We start from the raw sequence: 18,681 nt of genomic DNA, 5'->3' as shown, positions 1-18,681 counted from the left end.
GAGGGGCTTGCCAGCGCCACACTTGCGCGCCATGCCTTGCTCATGAGCGACGAACGATGAGCGACCAACGCCCCTCCTCCCGGCGGCCGCAGGTGTTTCGCCTCGATGAGACGAACATCACCCTGGCACCGCCCGACCCCATCGAGCCGGAGACCGCCCTGCTCCCAGCCGCCGCGCCGCCGCGCCGCTCCGGCATGTCCTGGGGCGGCCTGTTCTGGTCGGCGCTGGGCGGCATCGCCAGCCTCGCGGCCTATGTCGGCCTGAGCCGCCTCGTCGAGGACCTGTTCGCGCGGGCCGAATGGCTGGGCTACGTGGGGCTCGGCTTTACCGCGCTGCTGGTGCTCGCCGTGGTGATCATCGTCGGCCGGGAGGTGGCGGGCCTCTCCCGCCTCGCCCGGCTCGACGACATCCGCCGCCGCGCCACCCTGGCCATCGCCGCCGACGACCGGTCGGAGGCCGAAGGCGTGGCACGCGACATGCTGCGGCTCGCCGCGCAGACCCCGACCCTCGCCCGCGCCCACGCGGACCTCGAAAGCCACCTCTCCGGCATCATCGACGGCGCCGACCTCGTGCGCCTCACCGAGCGCACCTTGCTGGCGAGCCTGGATTCCCGCGCGCGGCAGATGGTGTCCGACGCGGCGCGCAACGTCTCCGTGGTCACCGCCGTCTCGCCGCGCGCCCTGGTGGACCTCGCCTTCGTGCTCTACAGCGCGGTCTCCCTCGTGCGGCGGCTGGCGCTCCTCTATGGCGGCCGGCCGGGAGCGCTCGGCATGCTGCGGCTGGTGCAGCATGTGGTGGGGCATCTCGCCATCACCGGCGGCATGGCGGCCGGAGATACGCTGGTGCAGCAGATCGTCGGGCAGGGCCTCGCGGCGCGCCTTTCCGCCCGGCTCGGCGAAGGCGTGGTGAACGGGCTTCTGACCGCCCGCCTCGGGCTCGCCGCCATGGCGGTCACCCGGCCCCTGCCCTTCGCGGCCCTGCCGGCCCCCCGTCTCGCCGACGTGGCCTCCGGCCTGCTGCGAAAGGCTGAGGAGGAAGAAGCGGTCGCCTCACGCCGGCAGTAGGTGGGCGGGGATGGCGTCCGGCTGGTAGGTGACGGGGCGGTTCCGCCAGATCAGTTGCGCCGTGGGCCAGACGACGAAGGCCGACATCGCGGCGAGGAACATGGCGAAGCTCCATTGCCGTTCCACGAGGGCGAACCCCAACACGGCGGCGAGGCCGGCAAGGGCGATGGCGCCCATGGCCGCCATCAGCCAGAAGCGCCACGCGGGAAAGCCGCCCCGGAACAGGCACGGACCGCCAGCCTGCGCCCGCGCCTGATGGAATGCGCGCACGAATGCGGCATAATCCGGCCCCTGGTCGCGCACGCCGGTGAGCGAGATGCGCGAGGCGGAGCCGATCTTGAGCCGGGTCCCGTCCCGCGCCGAAAGTTCCATCTCGAAGCTCGAGCCGGCGAACTTCGCCGCCTGAAAGCGCAGCCGCACCCCGTCCACATCGGCAAGGGCGAGATGCCCCTCCTTTGCGCCGACGGCCCAGTCGAGGGCCGGCGGCGCCAGATCGAGGCGCACCCCCGCCCCGCCCAGGCGCGGCAGATAGGCATAGGAACGCGCGCCCTGCCCGCCCTCGGCCCTCACGTGAGCTCCCGCATGGCGGCATCGAGGCCGTGGACGGTGAGCGGATACATCCGGTCCTCCATCAGGTGGCGGACGAGCCGGATGGATTCCGTATAGCCCCACTGCGCCTCCGGCACCGGGTTAAGCCAGGCCGCCTTGGGATAGGTGGCGAGAAGCCGCGACAGCCACACCTTGCCGGGCTCGGCGTTGCTGTGTTCAACCGAACCGTTGGACATGGTAATTTCGTACGGGCTCATGGAGGCGTCGCCGACGAAGATCAGCTTGTAGTCGTGGGCGAACGTGTGGAGTACGTCGAACAGGGGGAAGCGCTCCGAAGCCCGGCGGACATTGGATTTCCACACGCTCTCATAGACGCAGTTGTGAAAATAGAAGTGCTCGAGGTGCTTGAATTCCGAGCGGGCGGCGGAGAACAGTTCCTCCACCTGGGCGATGTGCCAGTCCATGGACCCGCCAATATCGAGAAAGAGCAGCACCTTCACCGCATTGCGCCGCTCAGGCCGCAGCCGGACGTCGAGATAGCCCTGCCGCGCCGTCTCCCGGATGGTCCCGTCGAGGTCCAGTTCCTCCGGCGCGCCCACACGGGCGAACTTGCGCAGGCGGCGCAGCGCCACCTTGATGTTGCGCGTGCCCAGCTCGACCTGGTCGTCCAGGTCCCGGAATTCCCTTTTGTCCCAGACCTTCACCGCGCGAAAGTTGCGGTTGCCGTCCTGCCCGATGCGGATGCCTTCCGGATTGTAGCCATAGGCGCCGAAGGGCGAGGTACCGGCGGTGCCGATCCACTTGCTACCCCCCTGGTGGCGCCCCTTCTGCTCCTCCAGGCGTTTCTTCAGCGTCTCCAGAAGCTTGTCGAGACCGCCCAGGGCCTCGATCTGGCGTTTCTCCTCGTCGGAGAGATGCTTTTCCGCGAGCTTTTTCAACCACTCCTCGGGAATCGCCTGACCCATCTCATCAGCAATCGCCTCCAACCCCTTGAAGCATTTGCCGAACACCTGATCGAACCGATCGAGGTGCCGCTCGTCCTTCACCAGGCAAGAACGGGCGAGATAATAGAAGGCATCCACTTGGCGGCCGGCCACATCCTTGTCCATGGCCTCCATGAGGGTGAGATACTCGCGCACCGAAACCGGCACGCCGGCGGCCTTGAGCGCCTCGAAGAAGGCGATGAACATGCGGGTCGATCCTTCCTGAGGCGCGTCTGCCGCGAAAGCCCTTGCGAGGATAACCCGCCTCGGCTGGGCGAAGCAAAATCCCGCCGGTCTCGACACCCTGCATTCTCGCAACGCCGCCCCGACGCGCCGGGATGCAGGCGCTTCATACGAAAGCGCCCCGGCAAAGCCGGGGCGCGAGCACTTCCGAGGCTGACGGGCGCCGGAAACCCGGCGCCGCTCCCGCTCAGTTCGGGCCGTACAGGATGGAGTTCGCGTCCGCGATTTCCCGCGCCGTGGTGGCGCCGAGGAGCACGAGGTTCAGGAACTTGGTGATCTCCACCGAACCGGCATTGCCGATATAGATGATGTCCTTGTTGCGCATGGGCACCTTGGTGGTCAGCAGGAAGCCGGTCGGCTCCCGGTAGTTCACCGTGTAGATGGTGGGCACCTTGCCTTCGGTGGGAATATCGGACACGTCCACGCCCATGCGCTCCAGAGTCGAGCGGTTCTCCAGGCGGAACATGAAGACGGACTGCGGGTCCGCCTGCGCATCCACCAGGCCCTCGGCCTTGGCCACCGCCTCGCTGAGGCTGATCGCATCGTCGCTGAAGTTGAACTGTCCCTGCTTGCCCGAGGCACCGAAGGCGAGGAACGTGCGCGCGCGGCCGTAGATGTAGATGGTGTCGGACGGCTGCAGATAGATGTTGTTGACCGGATCGCGGATCAGCCGGTTGAAGCTGATGGTGGCTTCGCGCCCGCCGCGCTGCAGGGTCACGAACATGTCGTAGCCCTTGTTCTGCGTGGCGCCGGCGCGGCTGATGGCGTCGAGAACGCGCTCGCCGTTCGCGGTCAGCGGGAACTTGATGGGCGCGTCCACCTCGCCGAGAACGGTCACCGTGTTGGAGCGCTGCTCCTTCACCGTCACCACGGCCTGAGGATCGATGGCCCGGTTGCGAAGACGGTCGATGATCTCTTTTTCCACCTGCGAGGGGCGCAGGCCCGCGACCCTCAGCTGGCCGGCATACGGAACCGAGATAGATCCGGTGCTGTCCACCTGCTGTGTGGGAATGTCGACGAAGTTACCGGCGCGCGAGGCCGCTTCCGCCGGGATGAACAGGCCGCCGGCGGACGCCTCGAAGATCGAAACGCCCACGAGGTCGCCGATTCCGATCTTCACGTCCGGGATGGGGCGGCGGTCGTTGCGGAAGGTGCCGATGAGGCCTTCCCCGTCCAGCTGGGACAGAACCCGGACGACGCTGGCCGTCATCGGGACCAGCTTGTAGCCGACACCATCGGTGTCCTGCGTCTGCGGATTGCGTACTTCCGCGCTATAGGGCCCCGAAGCCGGAAGAAGATTGCATCCCGCGAGCAAAGCTGCAGCGGCAATGCAACCGGCGATCCGAAGGCGTCCGAGCCAGCCGTTCTGGAAAGTGTGCACTACGAAATCCCCAGCGAAAGCATTGACCACGCCATAACACGGGGGGCATCTCGCGAAAATTCAGAAAGGGGGTGAAAGCCCGTGGGCGCTGGCGTTTGGAAGGCCTTGTAGTTTCTTCGCAACAGGTGGCATCGTATCATGATACCGCAAAACAGGGTGCAAAATCAGCTTTGAGGATCGCACCCGAGCGCTCCCGCTCAGGTTGCGCCACTAAACCTCAAGCCGTGCATGGGCTTAAGTGATCCAACGGAAAGCGAGGCAGCCTCACGTGGCGATGAGGAAGCGATCGGCACCCTCGAGTACCAGGCAGGTGAGGTGCCCGGTTGCATAGGCCCCGGTATCGATGTTGATTCGATTGCCGAGAACCTCCGCATCGCGCATGGGCGTGTGGCCGTGGACGACGCAATGGCCGAACCAGTCGGGGCAGTCGAGGAACTCCCGCCGGATCCACAGCATGTCTTCCCGCCGCTGCGCCTCGAGCGGGATGCCCGGGCGCAGGCCTGCATGGACGAACAGATAGTTGCCGCACACGTAATTGGTTGAGAGACGGCGCAGAAAGGCCACGTGCTCCTGCGGCACGGCGCTGCGCCAGTCGAGCCACAGCTGCGCTTCCTCGATCCCCGGAGCCGCCGGAAGGTAGGAAAAGACCGTTTCGAGCCCGCCCATCCGCAGCCAGTGGGAGAAGGCCTCCTGGGAGGCCATGGCATCGAGCATCACCGCTTCATGGTTGCCGGAAAGGCAGACGACACGGCGATGATTCGCCCGCTCCATCAGGGTATCGAGGACACCGGCGGAGTGTGCCCCGCGATCCACGTAGTCCCCGAGATAGATCTCCATGCACGCGGGACCTGGATGGGCCTCCATGTCCTCGTCGATGGCCGCCTGAAGAGTGGTCAGGAGATCGAGGCGCCCGTGCACGTCGCCCACGGCGTAGATGCGCACATCGTCAGGCACGATCGGAGCCACCGGCTCGTGCAGGACTTCGGGAGCAACCTGGGGTCGGGGCTTCAGCATATTCATGACACTACCCGCCGTGCCGGCCCAGCGCCCCACCGTGCTGGCACGGCGCCTTGCAAACCGCTAGAAGACTTTACATTAACATGACATTTTGATTTTTGCGAAGTCATTATTGCGATGCAGCATCCCGGCAGGGGCGCACGCGGGCTTTGGCTTACCTCCTTTCACGGGCCTGTGATTCGAGGAAAGCGGCCAAGCTTGCGGATGGCCGGTACGTTGGGGAAGGACTCTCGATGGCGTTCGACGTGGCAGCGCTCTCCATGGCGCTGGAGGCTCTGCTCGGCTATCCGGCATGGCTGGTGCGGCGCATCGGCCATCCGGTGATCTGGATCGGCCGTCTCATCGTCGTCCTTGACCATGGCTTGAACCGGCCCGGCGTCTCCGCCTCCGGACGTCGCCTGCTCGGCATTTTCGCCCTGCTGGTCGTGCTGGTCGGGGCGGCAGCCCCCGCCCTCGCCCTTGAATGGCTGCTTCGCCCCCTGCCCTTCGGGCTTGTTCTCATCGGCCTCGTCGGCAGCACCTTCATCGCCCAGCGCTCCCTGCACTGGCATGTGGCGCGCGTCGCGCAGGCGCTCGAAGTTGAGGGGCTCGATGCCGCGCGCGCGGCGGTGAGCCACATCGTGGGGCGCGATCCCCAGACGCTGGACGAAGCCGGCGTCGCCCGCGCCGCTATCGAGAGCCTGGCGGAGAACTTCTCCGACGGCGTGGTCGCGCCCACCCTCTGGATGTGCGTCGCCGGGCTGGCTGGAGGCGCGGCCTACAAGGCGCTGAACACCGCCGACAGCATGATCGGCCACCTCACCGCCCGGCACGCCGCCTTCGGCTGGGCCTCGGCCCGCACCGATGACTACGTGAACCTGCCGGCCTCGCGCCTTGCCGGCATGCTGCTCATCGCCGCCGCCGCCGTGACGCCGGGAGCCGATGCGCGGGCAGCCCGGCAGGCCATGCTGCGCGATGCCCCGCGTCACCGTTCGCCCAATGCGGGCTGGTCGGAGGCGGCCATGGCCGGCGCGCTGGGCCTGAAGCTGAACGGACCGAAGGTCTATGCCGGCGTCCTCACCGAGGACGCCTACATGGGCAACGGACGCAGCGAGGTGACCGCCGCGGACGTGCGGGCCGCCCTCCGGCTCTATCGGCGGGCGGATGCAATGCTGATGCTCATCGTGCTGGCCGGCGCCGCCCTGCCGTTCATCGTGCCAGGCTGAGGAGGCGGTCGAGGTCGAGATGCCCCTCGAGGTGCGCCGCGAGGCGATCGAGCGTCGCCTCCACCTCCCGTTCGTAGGCCACGCCGGTATCCTCAGCCCCAAGCCCCTCCAGCCACGACCGGCGGAAGGCGTCCGAGGCAAACAGGCCGTGCACGTAGGTCCCGGCGACCCGCCCGGAGGCGGCGATTGCGCCGTCGGCCCGACCGTCGGAGAGCATGGCGAACGGGCGCTGCGTATCCGTGCCGGCGGTGATGCCCATATGCATCTCGTAACCCGAAAAGACGGCGCCAGCGGCGGTCCCCGTCACCTCCTCCAGCCGCTTTTCGCCCGACAGCACCGTATGGGCCTTCAACAGCCCGAGCCCGCGCGCGATTCGGGGCTCCCCCTCGACCCCTTCCGGATCGGCGATGGTTTCTCCCAGCATCTGGTAGCCGCCGCACAGGCCGAGCACGCGCCCGCCGCGCCGCGCGAAGGCGAGGATGTCGTGGTGCAGGCCCTCAGCCTTCAGCGCCGCGAGGTCGGCGATGGTGGCCTTGGAGCCGATGAGGAGGACGAGATCTGTGTCGGGCGGGAGCGTCTCATGCGGGCGGATGCGGCTCACCTCCACCTGGGGCTCCGCGTCGAGCGGGTCGAGATCGTCGAAATTGGAGACATGGGGCAGGATCGGCACGCAGATCCGCACGGTTGCACCGGGGTTCGGCGCGGGCGGGGCGGACAAGGCAAGGGCGTCCTCCGCCGGCAGGCGGGCGGCGTCGGCGAAATGCGGCACCAGCCCGAGCGCGGCCCAGCCGGTCTTCTCGGCGATCAGCGCCATGCCCGCGGAAAAGAGGCTCGGATCGCCACGGAACCGGTTCACCACGAAACCGGCGATCAGGGCCGCGTCGGCGGGGTCGACCACCACTTTGGTACCGACGAGGCTGGCGATGACGCCGCCGCGGTCGATGTCGCCGATGACCACCACCGGCACGTCCGCCGCCCGCGCGAAACCCATGTTGGCGATGTCGCCGGTCCGCAGGTTTACTTCGGAGGCACTGCCGGCGCCCTCCACCAGCACCAGATCGGCCTCCGCCTTCAGCCGGCCGAAGCTCTCCAGCACGAACGGCAGGAGGGAGGGCTTCATGCCCTGGTAGGCGGCGGCCTTCGCCGTGCCGTGCACGCGGCCCTGCACCACCACCTGGGCGCCGCTCTCGCCCTGCGGCTTGAGCAGGACCGGGTTCATGTGCACGCTCGAAGGAACGCGCGCCGCCTGCGCCTGAAGCGCCTGCGCCCGGCCGATCTCGCCGCCGTCCGCCGTCACCGCTGCATTGTTGGACATGTTCTGCGGCTTGAACGGCCGCACCTTGAGCCCGCGCAGGGTGAAGGCCCGCGCAAGGCCGGCAACGAGCAGGGACTTGCCCACGTCGGAGCCGGTGCCCTGGAACATGAGCGCGCGCGCCATGGAGGTCAGAACTCGATGCCGGCCTGCGCTTTCACGCCGGCGGCAAAATGATGCTTCACCAGGCCCATCTCGGTCACGAGGTCAGCGGCGGCAACCAGCTCCGGCTTCGCATTGCGCCCGGTCACCACCACGTGCAGGCCGGGGCGGCGGTTGGTGAGGGTCGCCACCACGTCGGCGAGGTCGAGATAGTCGTAGCGCAGGGCGATGTTGAGCTCATCGAGCACCAGCAGGTCGATGCTGTCATCCGCCATCAGCTCCCGCACCCGCTCGAAGGCGCGGGCGGCGGCGGCGCGGTCGCGGACGAGGTCCTGCGTCTCCCAGGTGAAGCCTTCGCCCATGGTGTGCCAGACGACCTTGTCCCCGAACGCGGAAAACGCCTCGGCCTCCCCGGTCTGCCAGGCGCCCTTGATGAACTGCACCACGCCCACGCGCCCGCCCCGCCCGAGCATGCGCAAGGCCAAACCGAACGCCGCGGTGCTTTTCCCCTTGCCGGGGCCGGTATGGACGATGAGCAGGCCCTTCTCGACGGTCTTGCCGGCCACTTCCCGGTCCTGCACGGCCTTGCGCTTGGCCATCTTCGCGCGATGGCGGGCGGCTTCGGCCGCCTCCGCGGCGGCGGGCGGTGCGGGATCGGTCACGGCGTTTCGTCCTTCACGATGAGGGGCAGGCCGGCCACCACCAGCACAACGCGCCGGGCGCTGCGGGCGAGGCGCTGGTTGAGCAGGCCCGCGGCGTCACGGAAGCGACGGGCCAGCGCGTTGTCCGGGACGATGCCGAAGCCCACTTCGTTGGCGACGCAGACCGTGAGGCCGCGCCGCGCCGCCAGCGCCTGCTCCAGCACCGCCCCCTCGGTCGACAGGTCATGTTCGGCGAGCAGATGGTTGGTGAGCCACAGGGTCAGGCAGTCCACCAGCACCGGCTGCTCCGGCGGGAGCTTCGCCAGAAGCCCGGCGAGATCGAGGGGCGCATCATGCGTCTCCCACCCCACGCTCCGGCGGGCGCGGTGGTGGGCGATGCGCGCCTCCATCTCGGCGTCCCGCGCCTCGGCGGTGGCGACATAGGCCCAGGGGGCCGGCCGGCGCTCCACCTCGGCCTCGGCGAAGCGGCTCTTGCCGGAGCGCGCGCCGCCGAGGACGAGGACGAGGCCACCGCTCAAGCGGCGCGCCGGGTGAAATGCTGCCGCAGGAACCCGGCGAGGGCACCGAGCACCGCCCAGAACACGAAGCTCGTGACCACCACCGTCACCGCAAAGCTCTGGGCGAGGGCGTGGGGCACCGGGCTGTCGTGGCTCGCCGGCTGGGGCGCGCCCACCAGATGGGGCAGCACGATGAGACCGACGGCGAGCGCCGCCAGCGGCAGCGAGCGGCCATAGACCAGCAGCGCGATGCCGGCGCCCGTCGCCACCACCGTGCCGACCCACCATGCCTGACGAGCGAGGAGGTCCGCCGCCGGCATGGCGGGCAGTTCCGGAGGAAGGCTGATGCTCGGCGCCAGCGCAACGGCGGCGAAAGCGGCAAGGCCCCAGGCGAGCCCGTCCCGCCATCCGGAGAGGCCGCCGGCGGCCTCCGAGACAGCAAGGAGCAGCAGCGCGAAGCCCGCTGCGCCCACCACGTTGGCAAGGGCGGTGTAGAGCAGGCGCTCCATCCCCTCCGCGGGGGTCCATTCGTCCGCATGGTCATGGCCGGCGGCCACCTGGCCGGCACCAGCCGGGCCGGGATCGGAATGGTCTTGGGCGGCATGGTCATGGGAGGCATGGTCATGGACCGCAGGCGGGGCTGCTTCCTCGTAGGTCTCGGCCTTGAGGATAAGCGGAACGGTTGCGGTCTGCTGCATCACGGCCAGCAGGAGGCCGGCCAAAAGTCCGCTGATCGCCGCCGCGAACACGAGGGCGCGAAAGATAGCCATGATGGTTTTCCCCTCAGTGGCAGGGAAAGCCGGTGGAATGGCGATAATCGTGCGCCGCATTGTGCAGGGCCGGCAGGCTGGTGAAGCCCGTGCCGACGATGATGAACAGGCCGAGCAGGCCCGCGAACGTGATCTGGACGGCGCGGGAGGCAAGCCCGGCCTGAACGAGGGAGTCTGTGCGCGTCGTCATGTCCAACCCTTTCGATCCTCCCGCCGAGGACCCGGTGGTGATGCCCTGAACGGGCGATGCGCGTCGGCAGGTCTCCTGGCTCGCGGTTCATCACGGCGCCTGCGCCTTCCCGGATTGCTCCAGTGGCCTCTTGCAGGTCCGCTCACCGCCGACAGTTGCGGGGGCAGCCGCGGCTTTGGGCCCAAGGCCCGCACCGCATTCCCTTTTCGTCCGCCCGGGGGGCGGACACCGACGACACCGCGACTATAAGCCTCCCGCAGCGCATCGCAACCGCGCCGTCGGGGGCGCAGGGTGTCTCACGTCACCGCGTTTCGCGGCTTCAGGTGGCCGTTCACATATGCCGCGACACCGTCCTCCAGCGAGGTGAAGGGGCGCGTGAAACCGGCCGAGCGCAGCTTGGCAACGTCGGCCTGCGTGAAATACTGGTACGCCTTCTGCAGGCTCTCCGGCATGTCCACATAGGTGATGTCCGGCGCGATGCCGAGCGCCGAGAACACCGCGTTGGCGAGGTCCGCGAAGGAACGCGCCACGCCGGTGCCCACGTTGAAGATGCCGGAGACGTCCGGGCTTTCGAGCAGCCACCGCACCACCTCCACGCAGTCGGACACGTGGACGAAGTCGCGCAACTGCCCGCCATCCGGGTAGCGCGGGTCATGCGACTTGAACAGCGTGACGCTCTCGCCCGCCGCCGCCGCTGGATAGATCTTGTGCACCACGGAGCGCATGTCGCCCTTGTGCGCCTCGCCGGGGCCGTAGACGTTGAAGAAGCGCAGCCCCGCGAACTGCGGCGGGCGCGGCCGGCCTTCCGCCACGTCGGCCATAACGCGCCGGTCCACGAACAGCTTCGACCAGCCGTAGGGATTGAGCGGGGCAAGGGCCGCGAGCGCCGCGGCCTCCTCCGCATCCACGAAGCCGTCGGCGCCGTCGCCGTAGGTGGCCGCGGAGGAGGCGTAGATGAGGCCCAGCGCCTTGCGCGCGCACAACTCCCACAGGTCCAGGCTGGCGCGAATGTTGCGCGCGACGATCTTGTCCGCGTCGCGCTCCGTGGTGGCGGAGATGGCGCCCATGTGCACCACCGCGGTGAGGCGGCCCCCCTCCTTCTCCACGAAGGCGTTGACCGACTCGGGCCGGATCACGTCATGGAGTGGGATATCGGCGATGTTGCGCCACTTGGGGCCGTCTTCCAGCCAGTCGGCCACCACCACGCGGTAGCCATCCTCGGCGGCGGCGCGGGCGATGTTCGATCCGATGAAGCCGGCACCGCCGGTCACGAGGAGCAGGTCGCGGCTCAGCGCCACCGGTCGGGTCATGTCGGGCTCCCCTCGTCTGTCGGGAGCCCCGTGTGCCATGCCGGCTCAGGCCTTGTCCATCGCGGCACCGGCGCGCAGGCGGGTGAGCGCGTTCCATACCTCGACGGCGGCGATGTCCGCGAGGCAAGGCGGCCCCTCCCGGGTTTCCGGCGCGATGCGGCAGACCGCCTTTTCGCATGGCGCACAGGGCCGGCGTGCCTTCAGCTCCAGCGCGCGCGGCCCATAAAGGCCGGTCAGGCGCGGATCGGTGGGGCCATACAGACCCACTGTCGGCACCCCGCAGGCGGCGGCCAGGTGGCCAAGCCCGGTATCGACGCTGACCACCCCGGCGGCACCGGCGATGACCGGGGCAAGGGTTTCAAGCGTCTGGGGCGGAAGGAGCCGCACCTGCGGCAACCCCTCGGCGATGGCATCCGCCCGCGCCCGCTCCTGCGGCCCGTGGGCGAAGAGCACCACCTCGAGCCCGGCCGCGCCCGCAAGGTCGGCCAAGGCGCGCCACCCGGCCAGGCTCCAGGTCTTGGTGGGCCAGGTGGTGCCGTGCAGAAAGACCAGATAGGGCGCGCCATCCACCGGTGCCGGCCGCAGGCCCGCATCGGCCGGCCGGCCTTCGAGGCCATAGCCGAGCGCGGCGGCGAACAGCTTGCGGATGCGCACCGCCATGTGCTCCACCTCGGGCACGTGGTGGCGGCGGGAATAAGTCAGCGCCGCGGCGGTTTCGCGCGCGCTCGCCCGGTCGAAGCCGTGACGGGGACCGCGGGCGAGGGCGGCGACGGCGGCGCTCTTCATCAGCCCCTGGGCATCGATGACCAGATCGTAGGGCTCCGCCGCAAGCGCCGCCCGGATGCGCGCCACCTCCCCACCTCGGAACGCCGCGAGCGGATTGCGCAGGAGCCGGCGCAGGGGCACCGTGATCACGTTCCGCACCGCCGGATGCAGCCGCGCGACGGGGGCGAAGGCCTCCTCCACCGCCCAGTCCAGCTCAAGGCCGGGGATGGCGGTGCGCGCGTCCGTCAGCGCCGGGAACGTGTGCACCACGTCGCCCAGCGAGGACAGCTTCACCAGCAGCACCTTCATCGGCGCAGATGCTCGGCGGCTGCCAGGACCTCCTCGGCGGCAATGCCCTCAAGGCAGGCGAGGGTCTTCAGCGGGCATTCCCGCTTGTGGCACGGGCGGCACGGCAGGTCGCGCGCCAGCACGCGGGCGAAGGGCGAGGCGGGTGGCGTCATCTTCTCGGACGAGGCGCCATAGAGCACCACCAGCCGCCGGTCGAATGCCCCGGCCACGTGCATGAGGCCGGAATCGTTGGAGACCACCACGTCCGCGCAGGCGAGGATCGCGGCGGCCTCGATGAGGGTGGTTCGGCCGACCAGATTGTCCACCGGCACGCCCGCGCCGCCCGCGATGGCGTCGGCGGCTTCCGCGTCCTTGGGCGAGCCGAGGATGCGGATGCGGTAGCCGGCCTTCACCGCGAGGGCGGCAAGGGCAGCGAATTTCGCGGCGGGCCAACGCTTCGCCGGGCCGTACTCGGCACCGGGACACAGCACCATCACCGGCCCTTCGCCCTCCAGCGGGAACTTGGCCGTCGCCACGTCCACGGCGCCGTCCGGCAGCATCAGCCGCGGACGGGGTGCGCGGGCGATGGAGCCCACGGGCAATCCAAGCGCGACGAAGCGGTCGAGGGTGCGTGCCGTCTTGCGGTTGGGGTCGGGGCGCGCGTCGGTGAGCAGCGGGCTGCGAAGCTCCGCCTTGTAGCCTACCCGCTCGGGGATGTCGGCCGCGAGGGGCACGATGGCGGCCTTGAAGGCGCGGGGCAGGATGATGGCCTTGCCGTAGCCTTCATTGCGCAGGGCGCGGCCAGCGCGCCAGCGTGCCAGCACGCCGAGTTCGCCGTGGCCAAGGCCAAGAGGAATGGTCCGCCGGACCCCGGGAATCATGCGCGCGATGGGAAGGGCGGCGGGCGGGGCCAGCACGTCGATGGGACGCCCCGGCTCGCGCAGGCGCAATACCTCGACCAGGCTCGCCGCCATGACCATGTCGCCGACCCAGGAGGGGCCGACCACAAGCAGGGGCGAAACAGATCCAAGGGCACGCATGCGAACAGCTCGCGGGAAATGATGCCCGCGTCATTGCAAGGTGAACCCGCCACGTCAAGCGCGATCGCACCCCACGTGGCGGAGGTTGCCGCTTCAGACCAGGTCCGAATGGCGGTCAGGCGGCGGGACGAATCGTCTTCTCGACCGAGCTTTTCAGCGGCTCGGCGGATTCGGCGGCGACCTTCTGCGCCAGCGAGGTGAGATCCTTCGCCTGGGCGGTGAGGGTCTCGAACTGCTTGCGCGCATGGCCGGTGGAAAGTTCCACGGCCTCGGCCACCGTCTTCGCAGTCAGCAGCGAGTTGAAGTAGTCAAAGGCGGAGTTCACGTTCGATTGAACCGCCTCGAACACCTTTGAATTATACTGCGCCACGCCCTTGCTGGCAGTGGTGTAGGTATCTTCAAGGGCGGTGTTGACCTGGTCCGCAGCACCCTTGAGCTTGGCGTAATTCTCCTTGCAGGCGGCGAGGCCCTTCTCGGCCACCTCGCGCACCGCCGGGGGCACTTCCACGCCGGGGACGCCGTTGGCGGAGAACGCCTTTTTCGCGGCTTCGATCTGGTCCTGGTAGGCCTTGATGAAGGTGTCGTTCATGTCTTCCTCGATGAAGCGGGCAGGCCGATCCGTGCGCCGAGTCACGCCGCCGGCGCCATCGAGACGGGGGGCACCGAAAACGGTGCAGCCACACGACCGAACGACGAAAAGAGTGGCAGTAGATCCCCGACCACCCGACTATACCCGAGGGAAGAATGCAGCGCAAAAAGAAATTCTGCGCTGCACAAGCACTTGAGGCCGAAACGCGGCCCGAATCAGTGCGACTGGTTCGGATCGGTGGCCTGGGCAGCGGTGGTGGCGGCGTGCTCGGCCGTGGTCTTGGCATCACGCACGGCGGTCTCGCTTACGCTCTTGAAGTCCTGCGCGGCGCTCTGGGCGTTCTGGGCGGCAGTGGCGGCCAGCGTCTTCAGGCGTTCTGCAAGGACACGCGCGTCCTCGCCGAACGTGCGCACGGCGGATTCACCCAGCGACTTCGCCTCGGTACCGAAGCTCTTGGCCTGTTCCGCCACCGACTTCATCTGGGTGGTGAGGAACTCCGCCTGCACGCTCAACATCTCCTGAGGGCTCTTGGCGGCGACCAGCTTGTGCAGGAAGTCGAAGCTCGCCTCCACATTGGCCTCCATCAGGCCGATGGCCTTCTGGCGCAGGTCCAGGATGCCGCTGCGCACCTCCTCCAGCCGGCCCTCGGTGTCGCCCACGGCCTCGCGCGCATTGGTGAAGAGCGTCTCGAAGGCCTGGCGCGCCTGCGCCACGTTCTTCTCGGCGATGGCGCGCATTTCCGCAGGCAGCTCCAGGTCCGGACCGAATTTCGTCGTCATGGCCGTCACTCCTCGGGTTGTCAGGGCGGCGCAAGCAACCGCACCTTCACAGATCTTAGTATGGCGCGGGTGCGCCTCGGCAATATGAAAGGCGAATTTTCGCTCACATTGCACCGACATTAATCAATAGTCATGACAATCCGGAGCGCATGATCGCAACGGACCCGCGCGCCGCGGCGGAAGGGATGACGCGAACAGATGACGCAGACGAGCGCACGCCCCCTCCTCGTGTCGCATGCGGCCCTGGCGCCGCTGGCGCGGACCGACCTCCCCTCCTTCGCCGTCGCGCTGCCGTCCCGGCTGATCGTCGAGGCGACGCCGGCTTGTGCGGCCCTGGGGCTGGCCGTGGGCGAGGAAGCGCCGGCCGCCCTTGCCCGCACGGTGAAGGGGCTGTCCCGCAACCAGATCAAGACCTTCGGCTTCGCGCGCCTGCTTCTGCCCGGCGCCTTCGTGCCCCGGCTCTTTCGCTACGCACCGGTGCTGCTGGCGTCGGGCCCGGCGGTGCTGTTCGCCGATCCGGGCGCCCTCGATCAGGCGACGACGGACAAGGCCCTGCCGCGTCGCATCCGCGAGACTCCCCCTCATCAGCTCCCCGTGGCCGCGACCGCACAGGCCGGCCCGCTGCGCATCTCGTTCGAGACGGACGCCGATGACCGCGTCCGTCGCCTCTCGCCCCAGTTCGCTGAGGCTCTGGGCGCGCGGGCGGGGGCCATTCTTGGCCAGACCTTCGCGGCCCTTGAGGCGGAGGGGCTCATGGTCTCGAACGGCGCACTCGCGGCGGCGTTGGCGTCCGGCGGCAGCTTCAGTGACATCGCCGTCGAAGTGCCCCCGCTCGGACCCGACGAAGCCGCCCTTGAGCTCGAGCTCGGCGGTGTCCCGCTCATGGATTCCGCCCGGCGACGGCGCGCCATCCTTGGATTCGGCCTGATGCGCGGGCAGATCCCGCCGGCCCCGCTGCCCGAGGCCGTGCCGGCGCGGCCGGTCGGCGCGGGCGACGCCCCCATTCGCGCGCAGAACGTGGTGCCGCTGCGCGGCGGCGGGCTCTCGCCGCAGGAGCGCAGCGCTTTCCGGGAGATCGCCCGCACCCTCGCCGCCGCCATCGAGGACTGGCCCAAGCCGAAGACCGTCCCTTCCCTGCTCGGTTCCGACGACGCCGATGGCGTGTCGGTGGACGCCGCCGAAGCCGGGCTCATGCCCGCGGAGCCGGGGGCGACCGACGCGCCCGTTCATGCGGAGACGGACCTGCTCGACCGCCTGCCGGTCGGGCTCATCGTCCAGCAGGATGGCGACCTTGCCTTCGCCAACCAGACGCTGCTCCGCTTGTCTGGATGGGCCGACCTCCCGGCCCTCAAGGCGACCGGGGGGCTCGGGCGGGTGCTGGAGCGCGAACCTTCCGGGGCGCTCTGCCTCGTGAACGCGGACGGACGGCGCCTGCCGGTGGAGGTGCGCCTGGTGGCGGCTCCGTTCATGGGGCGTCCCGCTTTGCTGCACGTCATCCGCCAGATCGACGTGGACGACGCCCGGGAGGCGCGCGCCGTGGCCCGCCGCGAAGCGCTGGACATGGTCCCCTGCCCCGTCTTCCTGCTGGAAGCGGAAGGCACGATCCGCGTGGCGAACCGGGCCGCCGCGGAACGATTCGGCTTTGCCGCGCTGGACCTTGCCGGCGAGCCGTTCACCATCGCCGTGGCTCCGGAGGACCGGGGAGCGGCCATCGCGGCCCTTGATCGCGCGGCATCGGGCGGAGCCGCCGAAGAGGTGATGCTCACGTTGCGTGACAGCACGGGCGTGACGTTTGCCGGGCGCGTCGGCATCGGCCGGGCCGGCGCCGACCAGCACCTGCTGTGCGCGGTCGTCAGCGCGGTGGTCGCCGACCCGATCGAAACGCAGGCGGCGCCGGATCGACTGCCGCATCTCGCGCGCAGGATGATGGAAAGCCTGGGTCAGCCCATCGACACCGCCTTGTCGTACGCCGAGCGCCACGCGACCGCGACGGATAGGTTTCCGGGCGAGGTGACCCAGGCCCTGTCCACGCTGCGCCATTCCCTCGGCGACCTCGCCGCGCTCGCCACTCCGGTGCCGGACGTAGCGCCCGGTCCCTGCAATCTGACCGATCTGGTCCGGGCCGCCATTGCCGGGCTCGTTCCGGCGGCCCGCCGTCGGCGACTGGTGTTGCGCTCGGATCTGCCCGAAGCGCTCACCGTGACCGCTCGCGTGCCCCACCTCGCACGCCTGGTGCGCATGATGATCGAGGAAGCGGTGGAAGCGACTCCCGCCGGCGGCACCGTGGCGGTTTCGCTCTTTCGCGACGAGGACATGGCCGGCCAGGCCTGCCTTCAGGTGTCCGACGGAGGCGAAGCGCTGGACGAAGTCACGCGCGCCGCAGCGCTGGCCCCCCTGGAGAACGCGACCGGGCTGGACCGATTCAGTCTCGCGGGCCGGCCGTTGCGAGCGACGCGCCTGTCGTCCGAGGCAGAAGCCCTGGGCGGCGTGTTCAGCCTGCGCCCCGATCTCACCCGCGGCATGATCGCGCGGCTCACCCTGCCCTGACCGGCCCGACTCGCCGATTCTGGTGCAGGGGCACCGCCCGCGGGGCATCTAAAAATAGAATGGCTCGAATCTGGCATGGGATGACTTCCGCATGGCCGGCAGAAGCACCATGTCGCATTTTACCGGAGTTGACGAAAGTCGGCCCTATCTGCGAAAAGTGTAATAGAAACAACTCTTTAGAAGTCTTCTAATTCAGCCGTTTCGGACCGAGACCATGATCGTTTGTTCATGCAACGTCTTTTCAGACCGTCAGGTTCTCGACGCCCTTTCGGGTCCCCAGAGCCTGCGCACGCCGGGTGAGGTTTACCGCTGCCTCGGCTGCTCCCCCAGTGCGGGCGCTGCGCCCGCACCATCCGGGCCTTGATGGACCAGGTTCAGGCGCACAATTGCGGCGCCTGTGCCGAAGACTGCCCGGTGGCCGCCATAACCGGTCTTGTCGCGGCGGAATAGCCCACTTAACCAGCTGAACGGATCTGCCCCTTCCGTAAGGAATCCTCGGGTAACGCGGGACCGCTGTTGCCAGAAGATTAGAATTAGTCTAAGCCTGAATCCAAACTACACGCCTGCCGATACGGCACCAGGAGCAAAAACATGAAGGGCGATCCCAAGGTCATCGAGTACCTGAACCGGGGCCTGCGCTCGGAGCTCACCGCCATCAACCAGTACTGGCTGCATTACCGCATGCTGGACAATTGGGGATACAAGGCGCTGGCGAAGAAGTGGCGTGCGGAATCCATCGAGGAGATGGTGCACGCCGACAAGTTCACCGACCGTATCCTGTTCCTCGATGGCTTCCCCAACATGCAGGTGCTCGATCCGCTGCGGATCGGCCAGGACGTCAAGGAAATCCTCGACGCCGACCTCGCCGCCGAGCTGGACGCCCGCGCCCTCTATCAGGAAGCTGCCACCTACTGCCATTCGGTGAAGGACTACCCGAGCCGCGACCTCTTCGAGGAGCTGATGGCGGACGAGGAAGGCCACATCGACTTCCTGGAAACCCAGCTCGACCTCGTCTCCAAGCTCGGACTTCAGCTTTACGCCCAGCACCACATCGGAGAGCTCGACGAGGATTGATCACCCGTCCAAGGCACGTCTTTTCGGAAGCCCGGCCATGCGCCGGGCTTCTTGCATTTCAGGGCATGCTTGCGATGATGCCGCCACGGCGGACGCCGCGAATGGTGCAATCCCCCTCTCCGGCCGGACGGGGTTCCGTTCATTTTAATTAGAGTGATTTTAAAGAAGAATTAGACGTCTTCCAATGTTGTTTTCTCACCTCCTTATTCATTGACGTTAGGGCAAAGCAAAAGCTAGCGATTAGAGCAATCCGACGTCCAACTCCGCGCACCTCTACGGGAGTTCCGGAAAGGGAACTTGGAAGGTTTGCTCCA

General features: G+C 68.5%; 18 protein-coding genes, 1 pseudogene and 1 riboswitch. Of the genes and pseudogenes, 5 read left to right on the top strand and 14 right to left on the bottom strand.

Annotated features, from left to right (window positions below; genetic code table 11):
* Positions 1-56 precede the first annotated feature (56 nt).
* The gene (locus EZH22_RS20610; RefSeq protein WP_203192321.1) at positions 57-1,064 is read left to right on the top strand and encodes a YcjF family protein; all 1,008 of its coding nucleotides are present in this window, start codon (positions 57-59) and stop codon (positions 1,062-1,064) included.
* Here the strand turns inward: EZH22_RS20610 and EZH22_RS20605 are convergent.
* The 4 genes from EZH22_RS20605 to EZH22_RS20590 form a co-directional block, all read right to left on the bottom strand.
* Positions 1,050-1,634: a hypothetical protein gene (locus EZH22_RS20605; RefSeq protein ID WP_203192320.1), complete on the bottom strand. Its 585-nt coding sequence runs from the start codon at positions 1,632-1,634 to the stop codon at positions 1,050-1,052. The two genes, EZH22_RS20610 and EZH22_RS20605, sit on opposite strands and share 15 nt — an antisense overlap.
* Complete coding sequence (locus tag EZH22_RS20600; RefSeq protein ID WP_203192319.1) at positions 1,631-2,803, bottom strand: vWA domain-containing protein; 1,173 nt, start codon at positions 2,801-2,803, stop codon at positions 1,631-1,633. Before EZH22_RS20600 ends, EZH22_RS20605 begins: the two co-directional genes overlap by 4 nt.
* A gap of 223 nt (positions 2,804-3,026) precedes the next feature.
* On the bottom strand, positions 3,027-4,049 hold the full coding sequence (locus EZH22_RS20595) for a polysaccharide biosynthesis/export family protein (RefSeq protein ID WP_231711073.1): 1,023 nt from the start codon (positions 4,047-4,049) through the stop codon (positions 3,027-3,029).
* Positions 4,050-4,484: 435 nt separating this feature from the next.
* Positions 4,485-5,240 (bottom strand): metallophosphoesterase family protein, encoded by a 756-nt coding sequence (locus tag EZH22_RS20590; RefSeq protein ID WP_231711072.1) that lies wholly within the window; start codon positions 5,238-5,240, stop codon positions 4,485-4,487.
* A 230-nt stretch (positions 5,241-5,470) separates the two neighbouring features.
* On the opposite strand from EZH22_RS20590, the gene cbiB reads away from it, so the two are divergent.
* On the top strand, positions 5,471-6,442 hold the full coding sequence (gene cbiB, locus EZH22_RS20585) for an adenosylcobinamide-phosphate synthase CbiB (protein ID WP_203192317.1): 972 nt from the start codon (positions 5,471-5,473) through the stop codon (positions 6,440-6,442).
* Here the strand turns inward: cbiB and EZH22_RS20580 are convergent.
* The 10 genes from EZH22_RS20580 to EZH22_RS20535 form a co-directional block, all read right to left on the bottom strand.
* The gene (locus EZH22_RS20580; protein ID WP_203192316.1) at positions 6,426-7,880 is read right to left on the bottom strand and encodes a cobyric acid synthase; all 1,455 of its coding nucleotides are present in this window, start codon (positions 7,878-7,880) and stop codon (positions 6,426-6,428) included. The two genes, cbiB and EZH22_RS20580, sit on opposite strands and share 17 nt — an antisense overlap.
* A gap of 5 nt (positions 7,881-7,885) precedes the next feature.
* On the bottom strand, positions 7,886-8,455 hold the full coding sequence (cobO, locus tag EZH22_RS20575) for a cob(I)yrinic acid a,c-diamide adenosyltransferase (protein ID WP_231711561.1): 570 nt from the start codon (positions 8,453-8,455) through the stop codon (positions 7,886-7,888).
* Between the two features lie 59 nt (positions 8,456-8,514).
* Positions 8,515-9,036 carry a bifunctional adenosylcobinamide kinase/adenosylcobinamide-phosphate guanylyltransferase gene (gene cobU, locus EZH22_RS20570; protein ID WP_203192314.1) on the bottom strand — a complete coding sequence of 174 codons (522 nt, stop codon included), beginning with the start codon at positions 9,034-9,036 and terminating at the stop codon, positions 8,515-8,517.
* Positions 9,033-9,785: a CbtA family protein gene (locus EZH22_RS20565; protein ID WP_203192313.1), complete on the bottom strand. Its 753-nt coding sequence runs from the start codon at positions 9,783-9,785 to the stop codon at positions 9,033-9,035. Before EZH22_RS20565 ends, cobU begins: the two co-directional genes overlap by 4 nt.
* 13 nt (positions 9,786-9,798) lie before the next feature.
* On the bottom strand, positions 9,799-9,975 hold the full coding sequence (locus EZH22_RS20560; RefSeq protein ID WP_203192312.1) for a CbtB domain-containing protein: 177 nt from the start codon (positions 9,973-9,975) through the stop codon (positions 9,799-9,801).
* Between the two features lie 48 nt (positions 9,976-10,023).
* A riboswitch (cobalamin riboswitch) is annotated at positions 10,024-10,223 on the bottom strand.
* A gap of 48 nt (positions 10,224-10,271) precedes the next feature.
* Positions 10,272-11,255 carry an ADP-glyceromanno-heptose 6-epimerase gene (gene rfaD, locus EZH22_RS20555; RefSeq protein ID WP_203196660.1) on the bottom strand — a complete coding sequence of 328 codons (984 nt, stop codon included), beginning with the start codon at positions 11,253-11,255 and terminating at the stop codon, positions 10,272-10,274.
* Positions 11,256-11,330: 75 nt separating this feature from the next.
* Positions 11,331-12,359 carry a lipopolysaccharide heptosyltransferase I gene (gene waaC / locus EZH22_RS20550; protein ID WP_203192311.1) on the bottom strand — a complete coding sequence of 343 codons (1,029 nt, stop codon included), beginning with the start codon at positions 12,357-12,359 and terminating at the stop codon, positions 11,331-11,333.
* Entirely contained in the window at positions 12,356-13,378 is a 1,023-nt protein-coding gene (gene waaF / locus EZH22_RS20545; RefSeq protein ID WP_203192310.1) for a lipopolysaccharide heptosyltransferase II, read from the bottom strand. Before waaF ends, waaC begins: the two co-directional genes overlap by 4 nt.
* 115 nt (positions 13,379-13,493) lie before the next feature.
* A complete protein-coding gene (locus EZH22_RS20540) occupies positions 13,494-13,967 on the bottom strand; it encodes a phasin (protein ID WP_203192309.1) in 474 nt (157 codons plus the stop codon).
* 215 nt (positions 13,968-14,182) lie between these two features.
* Complete coding sequence (locus tag EZH22_RS20535) at positions 14,183-14,746, bottom strand: phasin family protein (protein WP_203192308.1); 564 nt, start codon at positions 14,744-14,746, stop codon at positions 14,183-14,185.
* Positions 14,747-14,944: 198 nt separating this feature from the next.
* Here EZH22_RS20535 and EZH22_RS20530 point away from each other — a divergent pair, with 198 nt between their 5' ends.
* The 3 genes and pseudogenes from EZH22_RS20530 (at position 14,945) to bfr (ending at position 18,367) form a co-directional block, all read left to right on the top strand.
* A complete protein-coding gene (locus EZH22_RS20530) occupies positions 14,945-17,293 on the top strand; it encodes a PAS domain-containing protein (protein WP_203192307.1) in 2,349 nt (782 codons plus the stop codon).
* Positions 17,294-17,507: 214 nt separating this feature from the next.
* A pseudogene (locus tag EZH22_RS31940) lies at positions 17,508-17,743 on the top strand ((2Fe-2S)-binding protein).
* Positions 17,744-17,884: 141 nt separating this feature from the next.
* Positions 17,885-18,367: a bacterioferritin gene (gene bfr, locus EZH22_RS20525; RefSeq protein ID WP_203192306.1), complete on the top strand. Its 483-nt coding sequence runs from the start codon at positions 17,885-17,887 to the stop codon at positions 18,365-18,367.
* Positions 18,368-18,681 lie beyond the last annotated feature (314 nt).

Source organism: Xanthobacter dioxanivorans (assembly GCF_016807805.1).
In the GTDB taxonomy this organism is placed as follows: Bacteria; Pseudomonadota; Alphaproteobacteria; order Rhizobiales; family Xanthobacteraceae; genus Xanthobacter; species Xanthobacter dioxanivorans.
This window is presented reverse-complemented; position numbering and strand designations above follow the sequence as displayed.